Raw genomic sequence first — 18,993 nt, forward strand, 5'->3', positions numbered from 1 at the left:
GCGCTGGTGCGGCACACGGCCGGGATGAGGAACGGAGGCGCGCCCGGTGCGGGAAGTGAGTGTGGAGCGCCTGGTGGCCCCGCCGGTCTCCGGCGGCCTCGCCGACTCGGTCTTCCACACGGCCGCCACCCACCCGAAACGCCCCCAACTGGCCCTGGAGCCCACGGAACCGGGCGCCCCCTGGCTCACCGTCACGGCGGCCCGGTTCCGGGACGAGGTGCTGGCGCTGGCCCGGGGCCTGCTGGCCGAGGGGGTGCGGCCGGGCGACCGGGTGGTGCTGATGTCCCGTACCCGCCCCGAGTGGACGCTGCTGGCGTACGCCCTGTGGACGCTGGGGGCCGAGGTGGTGCCGGTCTACCCGACCTCCTCCATCGAGCAGGTCCGCTGGGTCCTCGCCGACGCGGGCGTCCGGGCGGCCGTGGTGGAGCACAGCGGCCAGGCGATGACGGTCGCGGCGGCCAGCGCCGACCCCGGCGCCCTGCTCGGGCTCTGGCAGCTGGACCTGGGCTGCACGGCCGAACTCGCCGAGCGCGGAGCCGAGGTGCCGGAGACCGAGGTGCTGCGGCTACGGGCGGCGGTCCGCCCGGAGGCGACCGCCGTCATCTGCTACACCTCGGGTACCACCGGCGCCGCCAAGGGCTGCGTGATCAGCCACGCCAACCTGGCCGCCGAGTGCGACACCCTCATCGCGGGCTGGGGCCACCTGCTGGCCCCCCGCGGCGAACAGCCCTCGGTCCTCGCCTTCCTGCCACTGGCCCACTGCTACGGCCTGATGGTGGCGGTCACCTGCGTACGCGGGGGCTATCTCCTCGCCCACCAGCCGGAGATGGCCCCCGCCCTGCTCCTCCCGGCCCTCGCCTCGTTCCGGCCCACCTTCCTCTTCGCCGTTCCCTACATCTTCGAGCGGATCTTCGACGAGGCCTGCCGGGAGGCCGAGGGCGCCGGGCACGGGGTGATCTTCGAGAAGGCACGGGCGGCCGCCGTGGCGCACGCCGAGGCCCGGGAGGAGCGCGCGGCGGGCACCGGACCCGGCCCGGGACCGGTCACCAGGCTGCGGCACTCCGTCTACGAGCGGGCCGTCTACGCCAAGGTGCGGGCGGTCTTCGGCGGACGGGTCCGCGCCGCCGTCTCGGGCGGCTCCCCCCTCCGCCGCGAACTGGGGCTGTTCTTCCAGGGCGCGGGGGTGACCGTCTACGACGGCTACGGGCTGACCGAGACCACGGCGGCGGTGACCGCGCAGCCACCGGGCCGGGTCCGCTTCGGCACCGTCGGGCGCCCGCTGCCGGGTTCGACCGTCCGGATCGCCGGCGACGGCGAGGTGTGGGTACGCGGGGACACGGTCTTCCGGGGCTATCTGCACGACCCGCCGGGGCTCGCCGACGGCTGGCTGGCCACCGGGGACACCGGCCGCTTCGACCCGGACGGCTACCTGGTGATCACCGGCCGCAAGAAGGACGTCATCATCACCAGCGGCGGCAAGAGCGTCTCCCCGCAGCTGCTGGAGGAGCAGTTGCGCCGCCACCCGCTGATCGCCCAGTGCCTGGTGGTCGGCGACAACCGGCCCTACGTGGCGGCGCTGCTCACCGTCGACCAGGAGGCCCTGGCCCACTGGCGGCGCCTGCATGGCGTCTCCGGCCGGGCCGCCTCGGCCCCGGCGGACGACACGGAGCTGCGGGCCCAGCTCCAGCGGGCGGTCAACCAGGCCAACACCCTGGTCTCACGCGCCGAGTCGATCCGGGCCTTCGAGATCCTCCCGGTCGACTTCACCCGCCAGGAGGGGCTGATGACCCCCTCGTTCAAACTCCGCCGCAGCGCCGTCGCCGACACCTACGCGGAGGTCATCGAGGCGCTGTACGCGCGTTGAGCGGCGGTGCGGGGCGTGCCGCGAGGACCCGCGCAAAGAAATCCCCGCCCGGGTGGCATGACCGCCCCCGCCCCGGGCACACGCCCCTCAGACCGACCTGACGGCCCTTCCCCCTGGCCTGGCAGGTTGCCTCGGCCCCACCGGGCTTTCCCCCCTTCGCCCGGTGGGGCCGCCCCCTTTTCCCCGGTCCCGGCGGTCAGTCGTCCCCGGCGCACGGGCGCAGGGTCCTCGGCTCGGCCGGCAGCAGCTGCGCCTCCCTGGCGGTGAACTCCCGGTCGCCGATGATGTCGCACAGGTCGCGGTACCAGCGGCGGGGTGAGAGATGGAGGGGGCCACCCCTGTCGTCGGGCCCCCAGTGGAGCACCGTGCTGCCGTCCACGGACACACCCCTGAAGGTGTGCTGCGCACGGGTCTGCCTGTCGCCCGGGCGGACGAAGGAGTAGAACGTCTCATAGCCGGGCTCGCCGATCCGGTAGATGCGCAGGGCGTTGTCGGCGGCCACCAGATAACGGCCTTCGCCTTCCAGGAAGCTCGCCACGTACGGCGTGGCGTCCAACTCGGCGAGGCTGCGCAGGGGGCCGAGTTCCTTGTGGGGCGGATCGCCACGCCGCCACAGCTCGAAGATGGAGCCCCGGCGCAGAATGGCGAAGTACTTCCCGCTGGGGTCGAACTGGGCGGCGAGGATGTCGTCACCGGTCCTCACCGTTTCGACGGTCCGTCCGGTGGCGACGTCGACGAGGTGGATGCCGGGCCGGTCCAGGACGATGACGCTGACCCGGCCCGCCTCCGGGACGGGCCCGATCCACAGCCGCGCATCCTCGGCGCCCCCCACACGCGAACGGACCGTCGCGGCGTCGAAGCGCGCGAGCCGCCGGCCGGTGCGCGGGTCCCACTGTTCGACGACGGTTCCGGAGACGGTGACCAGTTTCCCCCCGCCGTCGAAGAAGTACCCGAAGTCGTCCTCCGGCCCGGCGGAGCCACCCCCGCCGTCGGACGACCGCGAAGGTGCGGCGGCGGTGATCGTGGCGGTGCGGCGCAAGGTGGTCACCTCGCGGACAGTGACGAGGCCCGCCCCCTCGCGGGCGGCCACGAGGCGTCCCGTGCGGTCCAGAGAGAGAAGCTCGCCGGCTTCCGGCACGTGGTACGGCTTGCGGCGTGGCACATCGGCGAGCACCCGGCCGTCAGCCTCGCGCACACGGTGCACCTGCATCCGGGAGCCGTCCGCGAGCACGGTGATCATGTGTCTGCCGTCGCGCGTCAGGGTTTGCTGGCCGATCTCGACGAACCAGTTGCCGGGTCGCAGGGGGAGGAATCCGATCTTCGACGCGCCCTTGTGTACGTAGTAGAGGTTGCGGCCGGACTCCACGATCCAGGGGCGGGCCGTTCCCCAGTTTCCGTCGGATGACGGGGCGGGCAGGCCGTTGCGGGAGAGGACCGTACCGCTCCGCAGGTCCACGACCGTGAAGCCGGAGGGAGCGCGGATGACCACGCGCCGGCCGGCGTGGTCGACGGACTGCACCTGGCAGCCCTCCGACGCGAAGCGGCGGTCCTTCTCGCGGTAGGCGACGCCCTCACGAGCGCCGTCCGACAGCCGGTGGCCGCTGACCTCGGTGGTCCCGCCCCGCCGGTGACACAGGGCTGCCCGCGTCCGGTCCCCGGAGACGTGGATCGTGTCGGCCTGCGCCGCGACCCGGCTGCTGCCGGTGGCGAGGTTCAGCGCGAGCAGGCGGCTTCTCCGGGCCTGGCCCGAGGCGCCCCCTTCGCGGACGAGGGCCAGCAGGGTCCGTCCGTCGGGCGCCGGCCACACCTCGAAGGTGTTCTCGGGGGTCGGGAGGTTCCCTGCGACGGTGCCGTGCCGACCGCTGTCCAGGTCCCACCGGACGAGGCGTTTCCCGACCCGGGCGACGAACGTCGTACCGTCGGCGGAGAGAGCCGGGGCCAACGTGTCGCTCCGCTCGGTGTCAGGGGCATGAGGAAGCCGGTGCAGCGGACCGAGGGGCCGCTGCGCGTCGGGACGCACGTCGAACCAGACGCTTCTGCCGTCGCGCTGGATGTAGGCGGCCCGCTTGCCGTCGGCGGAGACCGCGACCCCTCGGACCGCTCCGGCGGAGGGCAACCGCACCATGCGTACCGGCCCGGTGAGGGCCCGTACGAACAGCACCGCGCCGGAGCGCCTGGATGCGGTGAGCACCACCTCGCCGTCGCGACTCGTGTCGAAGTAGCTGTAGCTGTCGGCGATGTCGCCCGAGAGCACCCGGTCGTAGGACGCGTTCTGGAGGTACTGGCGCAGCAGTTCGTTCTCGGCCTCCTGCGTCGGGGAGGTGTCGTAGGCGGCGAGGGAGAGGAGCGCGGCGTGGGCCGGGTCGGTGGCCGAGGACTCCGCCGCGGCCGCCTGGGCGAGGGCCCGGGAGGCGCCCAGGGCGGCGCGTTCCTGGCTGCTGCGGCGTTCGACGAGGTACAGCACGCTGAACACCAGGATGAGCGCCATGGCGGTGGCGAGTCCGGAGAGCAGGGCGCGGCGTCGGCGGGCGCGGGTGCGGCGGTGGGTCCGGCCGGCTGCCAGGTACTCCCGTTCGGCCTGGTCGACGGACGCCTCGCGGTCCGGGAGCCACTGCTCCGCGCCGGCCAGCGCGGCGGCGGTCGGCAGGTGCTCGGGGGCGTGGTCCGCCTCCTGCCAGCGGTCCCTCTCGTGCCGTACGGTCTCCCGCCAGCGGAGGAAGGACCTGTCCTCGGCGACCCAGGCGGTGAGTTTCTCCCAGCGGGTGATCAGCGCCTCGTGGGTCAGCTCGACGGTCTCGGTGCCGTCGGTTGTGCGGTCGGTGACGAGCAGCCGGGTGTGCGCGGCGAGCCGCTGCGCGAGGTGCCACTGCTCCTCGCCGAGGTCGCCGCGGCGGACGAGGCGCCGGGTTGCCACCGCCGAGCCGAGTGGCAGCCGGACGAGTTGGACGAAGAGCCGACGGGCGTCGGTCTCCTCGCCCGGTTCCACGTGTGCGGCCCAGATCCGGTCCGCGTGGTTGCCGAGTGCCCCGGTGACCCCACCGAGTCCGTCGTAGGCGCGGTGGGTGAGGAGGCCGTCCTCCTGTCGTTGCCACAGCAGATCCAGGGTGAGGGCGAGAAGTGGCAGGGCCCCCGGCTCGGTTCCGGTGTCGGCGAGCACGCGTCCGGCGAGACCGGGTTCGTAGGAGACCCCGGGGAGGGCGTCGACGGAGGCGGTGATGATCTCGCGCAGGCCGTCCGCGCCGAGCGGACGGAGGGCGTGCAGGTGCCGGCCGGCGGCCGGACCGAGGCGCGGATGGTTCAGGACGGGTTCGAGGAAGTCGGCCCGGAGGGTGGCGAGCACCTGGACGGGCGGCGGCAGGGCGTCCGCCGCGAACAGGACCTCGGCCAGTTCACCCTCGGCGTCCTCGGGCTGCTGGAGAACTTCCTCCAGCTGGTCGACGACGAGGAGGAGGTGATCGGCGCCCTGGCGGGCGAGCAGGCGGTCGACCGTCCCGCCCAGGCCATGGTCCCGCAGTTCGTCGGTGAGACCGGGCAGTCGGGCCAGCCGGCGGGTCTCAGACAGGCCGGGCTCCAGCAGCGGCAGCAGCGCGGCGGCGAGCGCGGCGAGGGGGGTGCTCCCGGACGCGGGCCGCACGACGGCGACACAGGCTCCGCGCGCCCGCAGCCGGGGTGCCACACCCGCCAGCGCCAGCGAGGACTTGCCTGAGCCGGACGGGCCCACCACCGTGACCCACCGGTGCTGTTCGAGCGCTCCGACGACCTGGTCGCTCTCATTCCGCCGGCCGTGGAAGACCGCCGCGTCGGCCTCCTCGAAGGCGGTGAGTCCGCGAAACGGGGACGGCGGCGACACCAGGGGCACCAGTGCGGGCCAGGCAGCCGCCAGACCGTCCGTCGGGATCAGGTAACTGGCGGGCGTCTCCCCTGTGTCGGCGACGGTCACCATGCCGACCACCCCCGACAGGCGGTCGTCCCACACCGGACCGCCGCTGAACCCGTGCGACACCGCGTAGCCGCCGCCCACAAGGTCCGCCTGCACCCAGCCGTCCGCCTGACGCCCCCGCAGCACCCCCGCGTGCCACACCCCGCCCGGGCGCCCGGTCAGCAGGCCGAACGCCCGTACCCGATGGCCCCACAGCCCGTCCGTCGACGCCTCGGTGTCGACCAGCCGCACCGGCCGCGCCCCCGGCGGCGGAGCGTCGAACCGCAGGACTGCCACATCCCCGGCACCGCCCGGCCCGTCACCGGGCCCCCGGGGCGGCAGCCACCACTCGACGGCCACCTCCGCCCGCGGCCTTCCGGCCACGAGGGGCAGGTCGACGGAGACGCGGGCGTCGGGCCCGGGTGGTGTGCCGACCGGCGTGCCGAGCGCGGCCGTGACCACGTGCGCGCAGGTCAGAGCCACCGTGTCGGACACCAGGAAGCCCAGGCCGACAGCGGTGCCCCGGCCGTCGCAGATCCGCAGCAGCGCCTGTTCCAGCACCTCGGTCCTCCTTCGCTCAGCCTTCGTCGCCAACGCACCCGTGCGGCGCTACGGACAGGGGCGCCGGCTCTTCGACTCGGCCGGCAGGCCCTCGCGTTCCTCGGCCGTGAACGCGCGGTGGCCGATGACGCGACACAGTTCCCGGCTCCACACCTCCGGGTCGAGAACCAGCACCGTGCCCGGCTCCTCGAAGGCGCCGTGGACCACGGTCTTTCCGTCCCCGGACACGTCCAGGAAGTAGTACCGATCGGACACGGTGACCGGTGCGCCGAGCACGTAGGAGTCTTCGTAGCCACGCTCGCCCAGACGGTAGGTGCGTACCGCGTTGTCCGAGGCGACCAGGTAGCGACCGTCGTCGAGGAAGACGGCGCGGTAACGGACGTTCGCACCTACCTCGCCCAGGGTGCTCAACGGGCCGAGCACCCGGTGTGAGGGGACCCCGCGCCGCCGTACCTCCAGGCCCGTGTCACGTCGCAGCACCGCGAAGTACGCGCCGTCGGCGGAGAATTGCACGGAAAGGGTGTCGTCCTCGGTGCGTACGCGGTCCGTCACCTTTCCCGTGGTGATGTCGACGACACGCAGGCCGGGGCTCCCCGTCACCAGCACCGACACCTTGTTCCGGGCCGGGTACGGAGCGATCGTCATGACGGCGTCCGGCTCGTCGTCGGGACGCAGGTCACCGGCGTCGAAGCGGGCGGTCTGCCGGCCCGTACGGGGGTCCCACTGCTGGACGACGGTTCCGGAGACGGTCAGCAGACGACCGGCGTGGTCGAAGAAGTAACGGAACTCGTAGTCCTGGGGGTAGTTGCTGAGTCCCCCGCTCATGTCCAGGTCACGGACGGATCGGGTGTCGGGGACGGTGGGCGGGGGCCGGACGGACTTCACGGTGGCCACCTTCCGCAGGGTCGACGCGTCGCGGACGACCACGAGGTTCCGTCCCTCACGGTCGGCGACAAGCTCGCCGGTGGTGTCGAAGACAGGGATGTCGGCTTTCTCGGGCACCCAGTACGGCTCGGCGCGGGTCGCCCGCGCGAGGACCCGCGTGCTGCGCCCCGGGGCGGCCTGATGGAGTTCGGTCCGGGAGCCGTCTTCCTGCACGATGAGCGACCGCTTCCCGTCCGGAGTGAGCCGGTGCTGGCCGGCTTTCTCCAGGGGCCGCCGGCCCGGGGTGATCTCCATGAAAGCGATCAGCGCGTCGTTCCGGCCCACGTGGAAGAGCTTGCCGTGGGACTCGATGAGACGACCGTGGGAACGAATCTGGGTGGAAACGCCCCCGGACAGGGGCGCTCGGGAGATGGCCTCGCTTCGGTCCAGATCGAGGACACGCACTTCGTCGCCCCACTGGAGCACGACGCGCCGCCCGGCCTCGTCGACCGCTTCCACCGTGCACATGTCCGTGGTGTACGCCTCGTCCCGCTCGCGGTAGGAGCGGCCGGCCTCGGAGCCGTCGGAGGTCCGGTAGCGGCGGATGACGGACTGCCCTTTCTCCTCGCGGCAGGAGACGGCGGTGCTGCGGTCGCCGGAGAGGTAGATCTCCTGCCTCCCGGAGAGAAGCCGCGTGGCACGGCCCGTGGTCAGGTCGACGGAGTTCAGGAGCCGGGTGCCTCCTTCCCCGTAGGACGTCGCCAGGAGCGTCCGCCCGTCCGGGGCGAAGGCGAGCGGGCCCGTCAGGTCCGGGGGCGCGGGAGCGTCACCGGTGCGTGTGCCGCTCTCCAGGTTCCACCGCACCAGCCGGTCCCCGACGACCGAGGCCAGGCTGCGCCCGTCCGCCGACATCGCGGGAATCACGTCAGGATCGAGACGCACGTCCGGCCCGTCGCTCGCCGGCCGCTTCGGCCCGAGCAGGCCCGCGGCGTCGCTGACGACGTCGAACCGGACCGCTTTGCCGTCCGCCTGGACGTAGGCGATGCGCTTCCCGTCCGCGGCGACCACGCCGTGCATGACCTGCCCGGTGGAGGGCACCTGTGCGCTGCGGACCCGCCCGGAGGTGACGCCGGTGAACAGGATGGCCCGGCCGAGCTGCGAGACGGCGAGGACCACGTCGCCGTCCGCGCTGGTCTCGAACTCCCTGACGGTGCCGAGGACGCCGGAGAGCACCCGGTCGTACCCCTGGTACCGCAAGTACTGCCTCAGGAGTTCGTCGCGCGCCTCCTGCGTCGGTGCGGTCCGGTGGGCGGCCAGGGCTTTCAGCACGCCTAGGGCGGGTGCGGTGCGCGTCTCGTCCGCCGCGGCCAGAGCCAGTGCGCGGGACGCGGCCTCCGCGGCACGTTTCCGGCTCTCCTCTCGTGTGGCGTGGAACGCCGCCAGGGCCACGATGACCAGGAGCACGACGAAGCTGATCGCCGAGAGCATCACCCGTCTCCGGCGGGCCCTCGCCCGGCGTCGGGTGTGGGCGGCCTCCAGATAGCGGCGCTCGGCGTCGGTGAGTTCGTCGCCGCGTGCGTCCAGCCACTCTTCGGACCGGGCGAGTTGCAGCGGCGTCGGCAGCAGTTCCGGTGGGCGTTCGGCCTGTTCCCAGCGGTTCACGTCCCTTCGCAGCCCGGCGCGCCACTCCAGGAAGGCACGGTCACCGGTGGCCCAGTCGGAGAGCTTGTCCCACCCGGTGATCAGGGCCTCGTGGGCGAGTTCCACGGTCTCGATGCCCTCGGCGTTCCGGCCGGTCACCAACAGCCGTGTACTCGCCAGGCGTTGCGCGACACGCCACTCCCCTGCTCCCAGCTCGGTGCGCAGTGCCGTCCGTCGGGCGGGCGCGGGCAGATCGGCGGTGGCCTGGACGAGCCGGGTGAACAGCCGTCTGGCGACCTCCTCGTCCTCCGGGGGCACGCACGCGCTCCACCCGTCGTCGGCGTGCCGGCCCAGGGCACCGCTGACGCCGCCGAGTCGCTCGTAGGCGCGGTGGGTCAGCAGGCCGCCCTCCTGCCGCCGCCACAACAGGTCGAGGGTGAGGCCGAGGAGCGGCAGCTCGCCCGGTCCCGCGCCGGTGTCGGCGATGATGCGCTCGGCGAGCTGAGGCTCGTAGGACACCCCGGGTACGGCGTCGACGGGTGCGGTCACGATCTCGCGCAGGCGCCCGGGGCCCGGCGGGGCGAGCGCGTACAGGTGCTCGCCGGCCACCGGGCCCAGGCGCGGATCGGCCAGCACCGGCTCCAGGAAGTCGGCGCGCAGCGTCATCAGCACGCGGACGGTGTCCGGCAGGGTGCCGCCCGTGAGCAGGTCGGCGAATTCGTCGGCTTCGGGCGGGTCGAGGCCGAGGGCCTCCTCGAACTGGTCGACCACCAGCAGCAGTCGGCTGCCGTGTCGCAGCTGGAGCAGCCGTGACACCGTGTCTGCCGGGCCGTGGCGGCGCAGCACAGCGGCGAGTTCGGCCGTCCGCTCCTGGCGCTCGGTCCCGGCCAGGCCGGGTTCCAGCAACGGCAGCAGTCCTGCCGCGAGGGAAGCGAACGGGGCGCTGCCACGCGTCGGCCGCACCACCACCACCTGGGCGCCCTGGGCGCGCAAGAGGGGCACGACTCCGGCCAGGGCCAGCGACGACTTGCCCGAGCCCGACGGTCCCACGACGGTGACACGGCGCTCGGTGGACAGCGCCCGCGCCACCTCCTCGCTCTCCGCCTGCCGGCCGTGGAAGAGCGCTGCGTCGGCCTCCTCGAACGCCGCCAGGCCCCGGAACGGCGACGCCGGCAGCGCGACCGCGCGCAACTGGGGACAGACTGCCAGCAAGCCGCTCGTGGGGACCAGGTAGCTGACAGGCGGCTCTCCCACCTCAGCCACCGTCACCATGCCAACCACACCCGAGAGCTGGTCGTCCCAGACCGGGCCGCCGCTGAAACCCCGCGAGACCGGATAGCCGTCTCCGGCGAGATCGGCCTGCACCCAGCCGTCCGCCTGCCGCCCGCGCAGCACGCCCGCGTGCCAGACCCCACCCGGGCGCCCGGCGGGCAGCCCGTACGCTCGCAACGGGTGCCCCCACACCTCGTCCGCCTCCACCAGCCGCACCGGTCCCGCCCCCGGAAGCGGTGCCTCCAGCCGCAGCAGAGCGACATCGGCGGGCACGACGACCCCGTCACGGCCGGCGGAGGACTCCGTACGGGCGGCGGGCACCGGTGGCCCCTCGGCGGGCGCCCGCGGCGGCACCCACTGTTCGACACCGGCCGTTGTCACCGGCGTGCCGCCGTCGCGCTGCGGGGCTGGCACCAGAGGTAGGTCGACGTGGACCCGGGCAGCGGCGTCCGGCGCCGCGTCCCCCGTCGTCCCCAGGGCTGCCTGGACCACGTGCGCGCAGGTCAAGGCGAGGGTGTCGGAGACCAGGAAGGCGACACCGACCCCCTGCCCACGGCTGTCGCGGACCCGCAGGACGGCCGCGTCCAGCGACCGGGGCCCCGGGACCACCGGGTGCGCGGGTGGCGTCCCGGGCACCCTCAGACCGCCGCGTCGGCAGCGGGGTCGCCGGAGGGCGGGCTGGACCAGGTCAGGGTGACCTGGAAGTTGGCCTGGCCGCTCGTCCGGGAAATCACCACGTCAGCCTCGGCCGACACGGAGAGACCGAACTCGACGACGATCTCGTCGGGTCGCTGCGCCATGTCACGGAACCCCTCCACGAAGTTCTCCGCGACCGGCCTGATCCCGGCAAGCATCTCCTTCAGCGGCCGGGTAGCCCGCGCCACCACCTGCCCGGGACGCGCGACCTGCACCAGCCCGTCCGCGACCTCGTCGATCTCGACCCTGACGACACCGGCCGCGTCCGCAGGACCGGACGCGGCCCCCCGTCCATCCCCTCCGGTGCCACCAGCCCCGGACATGGGCAACTCGACCAGATACGCCATGCTTCCCCCCTTCACGACACCTGCCACGCTGGCCCAGCACCCTACCGACGGCGACGGCGCCGCGAGGCTCGAACGACGCGAAACATCCCCGTGCCGACGTGATCTGGCCGAACGCCGACGAACGAACGGGGTGTGCCGGCCTCCCGTGCCACACAGTTCCGGGACGGTGCTCGCAGGTTCGAGTTCGGGCCGTCCGTCGCCGGGAGGGGGCACCCCTGTTTCCCGTTGCTTCCCGCCCCCGCGCACCGGACCATGCCCCCATGCGCATCCGAGCCGTGCACCACGCCGAACTGACGGCCCTCCAGGAGATCGAGCGGGCCGCCGGAGTCTGGTTCCGGGAGATCGGCATGGCCGAGATCGCGGAGGACGAGCCGCCTTCGGTGGCGGAGCTGGCGCGGTACGTACGGGCGGGGCTCGCCTGGGTCGCGGCCGACGAGGCGGACCGGCCCGTGGCGTACCTGGTCGCCGAGCGGGTCGACGGAAACCTCCACGTCGAGCAGGTGACGGTGCGTCCGGAGAGCGCGCGCCGGGGGGTCGGCCGGGCCCTGCTGGACCATGCCGCCGACCGGGCCCGGAGCGAGGGGGCCGCGGCGCTGACGCTCACCACCTTCACCGAGGTGCCGTGGAACGCGCCGTACTACGTGCGGTGCGGCTTCCGCCTTCTGGCGGAGGGTGAGCTGACGGCTGTGCTGAGGGAGATCCGGCGGGCCGAGGCGGCGCACGGACTGGACCGGTGGCCCCGCTGCTGCATGCGCCGGGAGGTGTGAGCGCGGTCGCCGGAGAGAGTCCGGCTTCTCCGCCGGGGAATGCACGCCCCCGGTCTCTCCTTTCATGGCCCTGCCGGTATTCCCGCTCCTGGCTCTCCGCCCGTTCTTCGCAGTGCGCATGAATTCGCCGGGCGATGGCAATTACGCCACTTCCACTCCTTCTCCTCCTCGCGGCGGACGCTGTTCCTCCACATGTTGGAAACATGGCCTTCTCAGAGCCGTCCGCACACGAATCCGCCGCACCCCGGGGCGGGTTCTCCTGCGGTAAATCTGCACAGCCGTGCCGCAGCTCCGTCACCGCCACCCATACCTTCACCCCGTGTGAACGGCCGAGGTCGACGGCTCGCACCAGGGCTTCACAGCAAGGGGCGTGGTGTACACGCGGGCGTGACCCCGCCCCGCACGGCGGCGGGAAGGTGTGAAGGTGATGCCGTTCTCCTGTGCCCGATTCCGCACACGGCGGTGAGGAGAAGGGCACCGCCCGCCGCATTCCGCTCTCACCGATTGGCCGCCCCGCGCACCGCCGTGCTTTGATCCATCGCACTGCGGCACCGCCCACGGTTCCGAGGGCTCAACGCCTTTCGCCCGGGGGCCGCCAGAGGATTTTCCCCTTCTTCTGCACGAGTGCGCCGCGGTGACTATTTCCGTCAGTGATGCGAAGGGAACTCCCCCCATGAGCTACACCCCCCAGGTCGAGACCGCCGAGATCGCCGACAGCGAGCTGGACAACATCTCCGGCGGCCTCGTGAACGGCCTCGTCGGCTCGGTCACCTCCAGCCTCGACTCCGTCGCCCCGGTCTCCGACACCCTCGGCACCGTCACCGGCGTCGTGGAGCAGACCACCGGTCTGAACACCGCCCCGGTCACCGGCCTCGTCGCCGGTCTCTGAGACCCCGCGCGTCGCCTGACGACGCGTGCGGCCCGCTGAGGCGGACCGCTCGGCCGGTGCCCCGGACCCGCTCGGGTTCCGGGGCACCGGCCGCCTCCTTCGTCCTCCCCGGGCGCCCGCGCGGCGTCCGCAGCACCACGGCGACACCCGGCCGCGCGGCCGAGAGGCCGGTGCCCGGCAGTCGAGGAAGTCTTCCGTGCGCTTTCGCCAACAGGCCCTGACCAAGCTCCAGTCGCCCGAACAGCTGGACCTGCCGGTGCGGTTCGCCCGCCCGCAGGGGCTTCTGGTCCTCGCCGTCACCCTCGTCGTGATGGCGGCCGGCGGCGTGTGGGCCGTCACCGGTTCGGTCGCCACCACCCTCACCGCGCCCGGCGTCCTCACCCACGCCCAGGGCAGCTACGTCGTCCAGTCCACCGTCTCCGGCCAGGTCACCGCCGTCCGGACCGCCGAGGGCCGCCGCGTCGCCCGCGGCACCCCGCTGCTGACCGTCCGCACCGCCCGGGGCGACGTGACCATCCGCGCCCTGGCCGCCGGGCGCGTCACCGCGCTGGCCGCCGCCACCGGCGCCGTCGTCACCACCGGCTCCGACCTGGCCGCCGTCGAGCGTCAGGAGAACCCGGACGACCCGCTCCTCGCCGTGCTCTACGCGCCCGCCGACAGCGGCGCCTCCCTCCGGCCCGGCGCCAAGGTCGACCTCACCGTGCAGTCGGTGCCCGCCCAGAGCTACGGGGTGCTGCGCGGCACCGTGAAGTCGGTCGGCCGTACCGCCCGGACCCGGCAGCAGATCTCCGACGACCTCGGCTCCACCCAGCTCGGCGAGGAGTTCTCCCGGAACGGGCCGCCGATCGCCGTCGAGGTCCGCCTCCACCCCACGAAGAGCACCCGCAGCGGCTACACCTGGTCGACCTCCGACGGCCCGCCGCACCCGCTCACCACCCTCACCCTCGTCGACGGCGCCGTCCACCTGGACGAACAGCGCCCGGCCGATTGGCTCCTCCCGTGACCGCACCCGCCGACGCCCCCGCCGCCGGGACCGGCTCCACCGCCCCGCCCACCCCGGGCGGGCGCCGGGGCCGCCGCGCCGCCCCCTCCTCCGGCCGCCGCCGCGCCGCGCCCCCGCGCCGTACGCCCCGCAGGCGGCCCGTCCGCACCCCCACCGTCCTCCAGATGGAGGCGGTGGAGTGCGGCGCCGCCTGCCTCGCCATGGTCCTCGCCCACCACGGACGGCACGTCCCGCTGGAGGAGCTGCGGATCGCCTGCGGCGTCTCCCGCGACGGTTCGCGCGCCAGCAACGTCCTGAAGGCTGCCCGCAGTTACGGCCTGACCGCCAAGGGCATGCAGATGGAACCGGCCGCCCTGCGCGAGGTGCAGGCCCCCGCCGTGCTGTTCTGGGAGTTCAACCACTACGTCGTCCACGAGGGGTTCCTGCGGCGCCCCGGGCGGCGCGGCGCGGTCCGCCTCAACGACCCCGACAAGGGGCGCCGGGTGGTGAGCGCCGAGGAGTTCGACGCCTCGTTCACCGGCGTCGCCCTGATCCTGGAGCCGGGCCCCTCGTTCCGCAAGGGCGGCCGCAAGCCCGGGCTGCTCGGCGCGCTCCCTGCCCGGCTGCGCGGCACCGGCCCCACCCTGCTGACGGCGCTCCTGGCCAGCCTGCTGCTGGTGGTGGTGGGCGCGGCGCTGCCGGCGCTGAGCCGGACGTACATCGACCTGTTCCTGATCGGTGAGCGGACCTCGGTGCTCGGGCCGCTCTTCGCGGCGATGGGCGCGCTGGTGGCGCTGACCGCCTCGCTGACCGCGCTCCAGCAGGCCAATCTGCTGCGCGGGCGGATCATCTCCTCGACGCTGAGCAGTGCCCGGTTCCTGCGCCATCTGCTGCGGCTGCCGGTGACCTTCTTCGCCCAGCGCTCCCCCGCCGACCTGGTGCAGCGGCTCCAGTCGAACGACACGGTGGCCGAGACCCTCGCCCGCGACCTGGCGGCGGCCGCCGTCGACGGGGTGGTGGTGGTGCTGTACGCGCTGCTGCTGTGGACGTACGACCCGCAACTCACCCTGGTCGGGGTGGGGATCGCGCTGCTGAACATCGTGGCGATGCGGGTGGTGATCCAGCTGCGGGCCACCCGGACGCAGAAGCTGCGGGCCGACAACGCCCGGCTCACCACCACCGCGTACACCGGGCTCCAGCTCATCGAGACGATGAAGGCGACCGGCGGCGAGGACGGGTTCTTCCGGCGGTGGGCGGGGCAGCACGCGACGACGCTGGAGGAGCAGCAGCGGCTCGGGGTGCCGATGGCGGTGCTGTCGGTGGTGGCCCCGGCTCTCGCCACCCTCAACAGCGCGCTGATCCTGTGGATCGGCGGGCTGCGGGCGGTCGAGGGGCATCTCTCGGTCGGGCTGCTGGTGGCCTTCCAGGCGCTGATGGTGCGGTTCACGGCGCCGCTGACCCGGCTCAACGGCGTCGCCGGCCGCATCCAGGACTTCGCGGCCGACGTGACCCGGCTGCGGGACGTCGAGGCGTTCCCGGCGGACGGGCTGTACGAGCGGGAGGGCGGCGGGAGCGGCGAGGCGGACACCCGGCGGCTGGCGGGCCGGGTGGAGCTGGAGGGGCTGACCTTCGGTTACAGCCCGCTGGACCCGCCGCTGCTGACGGAGTTCTCGCTGACGGTCGGGCCGGGCCGGCAGGTGGCGCTGGTCGGCGGGTCGGGCAGCGGCAAGTCGACGGTCTCCCGGCTGCTGGCGGGCCTGTACCAGCCGTGGGAGGGCACCATCCGCATCGACGGCCAGCCGCTCACCGACATCCCGCGCTCCGCGCTGGCCGCCTCGGTCTCCTTCGTCGACCAGGACATCTTCCTCTTCGAGGGCACGGTGCGGGAGAACGTCACCCTCTGGGACCCCTCGCTGCCCGACGAGGCGGTCCGCACCGCGCTCCGTGACGCCGGGCTGGAGGAGGTGATCGCCCGCCGCCCGGACGGCATCCACGCCCGCGTCGAGCAGGACGGGCGGAACTTCTCCGGCGGCCAGCGGCAGCGGCTGGAGATCGCCCGGGCCCTGGTGCGCCGCCCCAGCGTGCTGGTGCTGGACGAGGTGACCAGCGCCCTGGACGCGGAGACCGAGCAGCGGGTGATGGCGGCGCTCAGGCGGCGCGGCTGCGCCTGCGTGATCATCGCGCACCGCCTCTCCACCGTCCGCGACAGCGACGAGATCGTGGTGCTGGACGGCGGGCGGGTCGTGGAACGCGGCCGCCACGCCGAACTGGTCGCCCGGGGCGGGGCGTACGCGGCCCTGGTCGAGGAGAAGTGAGATGACGGGCACCCAGCAGGCTTCCCATCCCACCCCGGCCGCCGACCCGGTGACGGCGGCGCTCGGCGGACTCGGCGCACCGGTGGAGGGCGCCGACGGGTCGGCCCTGCCGCTCGGCGGGCCGTCGGCGCTCTGGCTGGTCACCGAGGGCAGCCTCGACCTCTTCGCGGTGGCGGCCGCCGAGGACGGCCACTGGCACTACCTCGGCCGCCTGGAGGCCGGCACGCTCCTGCTCGGCGCCGTCGAGGGCCCCCGCCACACCCTGGTGGGCCGCCTCTCCTCCCGCTGCGCGGTACGCCGCCTGCCGCTGCGCGAGCTGTACGCGCCGCAGGGCACCGACGGGTACGAGGGATACGAGGGGTACCCCGGATACAAGCCGGTCGCCGGGCCGCTGGAGCACGCGGTGGGGCTCGGCCTCGGCCGGGGGCTCGCCGTGCTGTTCGCGGCACCGCAGGCGGACGGCCCGGCGCCCGGGGCGGGGCCCGCCGACGAGGACGTGCTGTGGGTGGACGTACCGCCGGGCAGTGTCCGGCTGGGGGCGGAGTTCGCCGCCGAGGCGGCGTCCGACCTGCTGGTCGACGGGGCGCTGTGGCAGTCCCTGGTGGACCAGCAGTACCGCCTGCTGACCGCCGTCGACGGCTGGGTGGAGCGGCTGGAGCGGGCCCACGAGGACCGGGCGGCGGCCGGTATCCGCGCCGGTGAGGCGGTACGGGAGCGCGCCGACCAGGCGCTGCTCGACTCGATCGGCCGCCGTGACCGCTCCCCGAGGGCGCGCGGCGAGGCGGGCGACGACGCGGTGTACGCGGTCTTCCGCCAGGTGGCGCGGGCGAGCGGCATCGCGCTGCCGGAGGCGGCGGCGCGTTCGGTCGCGGGCGGCGGGCGGCTCGACCCGGTGGAGCGGATGGCCACCGCCGCCCGGCTGCGGACCCGCCCGGTCCGGCTGGCCGGCGAGTGGTGGCGCACCGATGCCGGGCCGCTGGTGGGGCGGCGCGCCAAGTCCGGCGCGCCGGTGGCCCTGCTCTGGCGGCGCGGCCGGTACGAGGCGCTCAACCCGGCGACCGGCGCCCGTATCCGGATCGGCGCCAGGGAGGCGGCCGAGTTCGAGGAACGCGCCACGATGCTCTACCGGCCGCTCCCCGACGGCCCGCTGACGCTGCGCCGGCTGATGCTCTTCAGCCTGCGCGGCTCCCGGGGCGACCTGCGCAACCTCGTCCTGAGCGGCCTGGTCACCGTGGCGCTGGGCGCGCTGGTGCCGGTGGCGACCGGGCAGGTGCTCGGCGCGTACGTGCCCAGTGCGCAGACCGGGCTGATCGCGCAGATGTGTGTGGCGGTGATGGTGGCCGGGGTGGTCTCGGCGGCGTTCATGCTGCTCCAGTCGCTGACGCTGCTGCGTCTGGAGGGGCGGATCGAGGCGGCGTTGCAGCCGGCCGTCTGGGACCGGCTGCTGCGGCTGCCGACGGCCTTCTTCGCGGACCGCTCCACCGGTGAGCTGGCCAGTGCCGCGATGGGGATCAGCGCGATCCGCCGGGTGCTGTCGGGGATCGGGCCGACCGCCGTGCAGTCGGTGACGGTGGCCGGGGTCAACCTGGTACTGCTGCTGGTGCACAGCGTGCCGATGGCGCTGGCGGCGATCGGGGTGCTGCTGGTGGTCTCGGTGGTCTTCCTGGTGCTGGGGCTCTGGCAGGTGAAATGGCAGCGGAAGCTGGTGGAGCTCGGCAACCGGCTGAACAACCAGGCGTTCCAGACCCTGCGCGGCCTGCCGAAGCTGCGGGTGGCGGCGGCGGAGAGCTTCGCGTACGCCGCCTGGGCGCGCGGCTTCGCGCGCAGCCGCCGGATGCAGCAGAAGGCCGGACGGATCAGGAACCTCTCCACCGTGCTGAGCGCGGTCTACCTGCCGCTCTGCTCGCTGCTGATGTTCATGCTGCTGGCCGGTCCGGCGCGGGGCACCCTGTCGGCGGCCGAGTTCCTCACCTTCAACACGGCCGTCACCATGATGCTGACCTCGGTGACGCAGCTGACCGGCGCCCTGGTCTCGGCCGTCGCGGTGCTCCCGCTGTACGAGCAGGTGCGCCCGGTGCTGGACGCGGAGCCGGAGGTGCGCGCCTCGGCGAGCGCCCCCGGGGAGCTGACCGGCGAACTGGCCGCCCGCGGGCTCTCCTTCCGGTACGCCGAGGACGGGCCGCTGGTCCTGGACGACGTGTCACTGTCGGTCCGGCCCGGGGAGTTCGTGGCGGTGGTCGGCCCGAGCGGCAGCGGCAAGTCGACCTTGCTGCGCCTGCTCATCGGCTTCGACCGGCCGCAGGCGGGCACCGTCCTCTACGACGGCCAGGACCTGGCCGCCCTCGACCAGGCGGCGGTGCGGCGGCAGTTGGGCGTCGTCCTCCAGAACGCCCAGCCGCTCACCGGGACCGTGCTGGACTGCATCTGCGGTGCGGAGGTGTTCACCCAGGAGGAGGCGTGGGCGGCGGCCGAGGCGGCGGGACTCGCCGAGGACATCCGGCGGATGCCGATGGGGCTGCACACGATGATCGCGCAGGGCGGGGCGGTCTCCGGCGGCCAGCGCCAGCGGCTGATGATCGCCCAGGCGCTGATCCGCAGGCCCCGCCTCCTCTTCCTCGACGAGGCGACCAGCGCCCTGGACAACGGCACGCAGCGCACCGTGATGGAGTCGACGCGGTCCCTGCGGGCGACCCGGATCGTGGTGGCGCACCGCCTGTCGACGGTGATGGACGCCGACCGGGTGCTGGTCATGGACGGCGGCCGGATCGTGGAGGAGGGCTCCCCCGCCGCGCTGCTGGCCCTGCCGGACGGGCGGTTGCGGGCGCTGGTGCGCCGGCAGCTCGCCTGAGGGGACCGGCCGTCCCGTCCTGCCCTCC

At 73.9% G+C, this 18,993-nt stretch carries 9 protein-coding genes; 6 read left to right on the top strand and 3 right to left on the bottom strand.

What is annotated here, in order from left to right:
- Positions 1-46: 46 nt before the first annotated feature.
- Positions 47-1,864: an AMP-dependent synthetase/ligase gene (locus tag OIM89_RS02420; protein ID WP_264490937.1), complete on the top strand. Its 1,818-nt coding sequence runs from the start codon at positions 47-49 to the stop codon at positions 1,862-1,864.
- Between the two features lie 196 nt (positions 1,865-2,060).
- Here OIM89_RS02420 and OIM89_RS02425 read toward each other — a convergent pair whose 3' ends face one another.
- Genes OIM89_RS02425 through OIM89_RS02435 form a run of 3 tightly spaced genes read right to left on the bottom strand, consistent with a single transcriptional unit; the run spans position 2,061 to position 11,164 of the window.
- Positions 2,061-6,344, bottom strand: a complete 4,284-nt coding sequence (locus OIM89_RS02425) for a serine protease (RefSeq protein WP_264490938.1) — start codon at positions 6,342-6,344, stop codon at positions 2,061-2,063.
- 48 nt (positions 6,345-6,392) lie between these two features.
- Entirely contained in the window at positions 6,393-10,757 is a 4,365-nt protein-coding gene (locus OIM89_RS02430; RefSeq protein ID WP_195730096.1) for a trypsin-like peptidase domain-containing protein, read from the bottom strand.
- A 2-nt stretch (positions 10,758-10,759) separates the two neighbouring features.
- Positions 10,760-11,164 carry a CU044_2847 family protein gene (locus tag OIM89_RS02435; RefSeq protein ID WP_047466587.1) on the bottom strand — a complete coding sequence of 135 codons (405 nt, stop codon included), beginning with the start codon at positions 11,162-11,164 and terminating at the stop codon, positions 10,760-10,762.
- A 260-nt stretch (positions 11,165-11,424) separates the two neighbouring features.
- Between OIM89_RS02435 and OIM89_RS02440 the strand changes: the two genes are divergently transcribed.
- The 5 genes from OIM89_RS02440 to OIM89_RS02460 all read left to right on the top strand — a co-directional run bounded on the left by OIM89_RS02440 (position 11,425) and on the right by OIM89_RS02460 (position 18,965).
- The gene (locus tag OIM89_RS02440; protein ID WP_264490939.1) at positions 11,425-11,931 is read left to right on the top strand and encodes a GNAT family N-acetyltransferase; all 507 of its coding nucleotides are present in this window, start codon (positions 11,425-11,427) and stop codon (positions 11,929-11,931) included.
- Between the two features lie 673 nt (positions 11,932-12,604).
- A complete protein-coding gene (locus OIM89_RS02445; RefSeq protein WP_008412458.1) occupies positions 12,605-12,820 on the top strand; it encodes a hypothetical protein in 216 nt (71 codons plus the stop codon).
- A gap of 196 nt (positions 12,821-13,016) precedes the next feature.
- Complete coding sequence (locus OIM89_RS02450; protein ID WP_195730098.1) at positions 13,017-13,823, top strand: HlyD family efflux transporter periplasmic adaptor subunit; 807 nt, start codon at positions 13,017-13,019, stop codon at positions 13,821-13,823.
- A complete protein-coding gene (locus tag OIM89_RS02455; RefSeq protein ID WP_226964721.1) occupies positions 13,820-16,117 on the top strand; it encodes an NHLP family bacteriocin export ABC transporter peptidase/permease/ATPase subunit in 2,298 nt (765 codons plus the stop codon). The genes OIM89_RS02450 and OIM89_RS02455 overlap by 4 nt, the downstream gene beginning before the upstream one ends.
- A gap of 1 nt (position 16,118) precedes the next feature.
- Positions 16,119-18,965 (top strand): NHLP bacteriocin export ABC transporter permease/ATPase subunit, encoded by a 2,847-nt coding sequence (locus OIM89_RS02460; protein WP_226964720.1) that lies wholly within the window; start codon positions 16,119-16,121, stop codon positions 18,963-18,965.
- Positions 18,966-18,993: the final 28 nt, after the last annotated feature.

Source organism: Streptomyces sp. BI87, from assembly GCF_025957665.1.
Lineage (GTDB): Bacteria > Actinomycetota > Actinomycetes > Streptomycetales > Streptomycetaceae > Streptomyces > Streptomyces albidoflavus.